The 2,639-nt window shown below is 37.2% G+C and carries 5 protein-coding genes; 4 read left to right on the top strand and 1 reads right to left on the bottom strand.

Features of this window, described 5'->3' with window-relative positions; translation table 11 throughout:
* Positions 1–323: 323 nt before the first annotated feature.
* Positions 324–614, bottom strand: a complete 291-nt coding sequence (locus CBG25_RS20905; RefSeq protein ID WP_290608987.1) for a transposase family protein — start codon at positions 612–614, stop codon at positions 324–326.
* A gap of 249 nt (positions 615–863) precedes the next feature.
* Between CBG25_RS20905 and CBG25_RS21615 the strand changes: the two genes are divergently transcribed.
* The 4 genes from CBG25_RS21615 (at position 864) to CBG25_RS20920 (ending at position 2,352) form a co-directional block, all read left to right on the top strand.
* Entirely contained in the window at positions 864–1,058 is a 195-nt protein-coding gene (locus CBG25_RS21615; protein ID WP_366212827.1) for a hypothetical protein, read from the top strand.
* 209 nt (positions 1,059–1,267) lie between these two features.
* Entirely contained in the window at positions 1,268–1,543 is a 276-nt protein-coding gene (locus CBG25_RS20910) for a transcriptional regulator (RefSeq protein WP_290608988.1), read from the top strand.
* A gap of 30 nt (positions 1,544–1,573) precedes the next feature.
* Positions 1,574–1,795 (top strand): hypothetical protein, encoded by a 222-nt coding sequence (locus CBG25_RS20915; RefSeq protein WP_290608989.1) that lies wholly within the window; start codon positions 1,574–1,576, stop codon positions 1,793–1,795.
* Between the two features lie 47 nt (positions 1,796–1,842).
* On the top strand, positions 1,843–2,352 hold the full coding sequence (locus tag CBG25_RS20920) for an Rpn family recombination-promoting nuclease/putative transposase (protein WP_290608990.1): 510 nt from the start codon (positions 1,843–1,845) through the stop codon (positions 2,350–2,352).
* Positions 2,353–2,639: the final 287 nt, after the last annotated feature.

A 2,639-nucleotide genomic window follows, 5' to 3' on the forward strand; every position in this document is an offset into this window, starting at 1 on the left:
GTGGAAATAGCGCGAATGCGTTACGTGATGTAATGCAGGGAAGATCTGCCTGAATTCAGCAAATTCGTTCAAAAATCAGTCGATTAGCCAACAAATAATGATCTCACTCCCTCTTGTGCTGAAAAAAACAGCAAATCTTACCGACTGTGATCCCTCACGAGTTTCGCACCAATAAAAAAACGCTCTATTTTTAAGTTTAATTCAGCATGATATATAAATAGTCAAAACCTTATAAATCAAATACAACTTATTGTAATTTAAGAAAATTTATGTTTTTTAGTAACTTGCAGATTAATCATTGCTTTTAAGCCATTTTTAGAATTTTATATGCCTGTGCGAAACTCGTGTCCCGAATACATTTTTTTTCGCCGACGCAGATTCTTAGGCTTTTGGACAGGTCGCTCTGTCCCATCAATAAAGACGTCTTTAACTCCAGGAAAGGCGCGAAAAAATTCCTCAGCAGAGCGAATTTGACGAGCGGGCAAAACACATTCTCGCCCCAAGGTCATCTCTAAAACCGGCAATAATATTTTTACCCAGCGACATACCCGGGTTCTATCTAAACCAAAAAGAAGTCCTTGCAAATCATAGGTCGGATAACATTTTAAATACAATCACGAGTTTCGCACCAATAAAAAAACGCTCTATTTTTAAGTTTAATTCAGCATGATATATAAATAGTCAAAACCTTATAAATCAAATACAACTTATTGTAATTTAATAAAATTTATGTTTTTTAGTAACTTGCAGATTAATCATTGCTTTTAAGCCATTTTTAGAATTTTATATGCCTGTGCGAAACTCGTGTCAGAGAGAAAATAAGTGCCGGAAAGGTAAAGTACTTTGATATTTCTCTTGATGATTTGAAGTCAGATCTTGGTATATCTGATATGGCAACGTATAAAGAACATAAGCATTTTAACAACTTATATTTTAAAAGGGCAATATCTAAAATTATTGAGAAAACAGAGTTCAATGTCATAAAAATGGAGGTGATAAAACGTATAAGACGAAAGGCAGTAGAAGTTAGAATTAGCTATGAATATGAAGAATATTGATTTTTAAATCTGCGGTACTTGAAGTGGCGTCAACCACAACAAGCACCTGACCCTAAACCTAGCATTGATAGGAATAAGGCTATGATGAAGTCTATCTTTCGTGTGCTCCTATGTGAAGCACAACCATCAATATTAGTAAAATTTGCTCACATTTCAAACAACTTAACCTCACGCCAGCGTATAAAAATCCTGAAAGTTGGGGGTGTAGCATGAAAACCTTCGATGTAAAGCAAATTGAACAATTCAGCAATGTATTTCCTGAACTGACCACTAAAGAGCAACTTGAGACAGCAATGTTATTCTCTCTTGGGCTATCAAAGAAAGAGATCGCATCTGCGAGGAATGTTGCATATAGAACTGTGGAACATTCACTTGAAGATATCAAAGCAAGATATGATCTTTATTCACTAAACGATATGCTTTCAATATTTCAGGTTCGCTTATCGTTTCTTGCCTTATCTGGCTGTTCAGTGAAAAAACAATAAATTCACTCCCATTTGTCAATGGTAAAAATCATGACCAGTGCTGTTGTGCTGGTCTTTTTGGCGTTGAAGAAAAACAAATTAACTACGGGGATTTTCCCCCATGCATCAATTTTTAAAACATTTAATACTAATTGCGAATTAATACATGCCACAAATCTAAAATGTTCAAACTTCTTGCCCTACACCAGGGAAAATTTCAAACCAGCTTCTTCCTTGCTGGTTTTTTTATATCTTAATCAGCAGCCAGATTGATTGACTCGATGATTAACTCTATCATGGTGAAAACGTAAGGAGTATTGATGACTTCCCCACTTTCGCACCATGACGGGTTTTTTAAGAAGTTTCTCGGTGATTTGTCTGTTGCAAGAGACTTTCTAGCTATTCACTTACCGGAACATTTACGCCAGCAGTGCGACTTAACCACGTTAACCATGTGCTCAGGTTCGTTTATCGAGGACGACTTGCGGTCACACTGTAGCGATATGCTTTACTCACTGAAAACCGCACAGGGTGAAGGGCTGATCTACTGCGTGATTGAGCACCAGAGCCGCCCTGAGCCAATGATGGCTTTCAGACTTCTACGTTACGCCGTAACCGCTATGCAACGCCATTTGGAGCAAGGAAACAAGCAATTACCTGTGGTGATCCCTCTACTCTTCTATCATGGAACTCAATCACCCTATCCCTATACAACGCATTGGTTAAACTGCTTTAGCGACCGTAAGCTGGCTGAGTCTGTGTATTCTCAGGCATTCCCTCTCGTTGATCTGACAGTGACACGAGTTTCGCACAGGCATATAAAATTCTAAAAATGGCTTAAAAGCAATGATTAATCTGCAAGTTACTAAAAAACATAAATTTTCTTAAATTACAATAAGTTGTATTTGATTTATAAGGTTTTGACTATTTATATATCATGCTGAATTAAACTTAAAAATAGAGCGTTTTTTTATTGGTGCGAAACTCGTGATTAGATGGGAATTTACCGTACAGACGAGAAATGGCGAGCTATCATTGAAGCTCAAGAATATTCCGGATTAAATCCAACTCAGTATTGTCGTCAAAATGCCATTACCCGTAGCGCATTCTGCAACGC

This window comes from Arsenophonus sp. ENCA (assembly GCF_002287155.1).
Classification (GTDB): domain Bacteria; phylum Pseudomonadota; class Gammaproteobacteria; order Enterobacterales; family Enterobacteriaceae; genus Arsenophonus; species Arsenophonus nilaparvatae.

Bases quoted from the DNA above. Each gene is read 5' to 3' on its own strand.
- CBG25_RS20920 (WP_290608990.1), top strand. From the start codon at position 1,843: ATGACTTCCCCACTTTCGCACCATGACGGGTTTTTTAAGAAGTTTCTC.
- CBG25_RS20915 (WP_290608989.1), top strand. From the start codon at position 1,574: ATGACCAGTGCTGTTGTGCTGGTCTTTTTGGCGTTGAAGAAAAACAAA.
- CBG25_RS20910 (WP_290608988.1), top strand. From the start codon at position 1,268: ATGAAAACCTTCGATGTAAAGCAAATTGAACAATTCAGCAATGTATTT.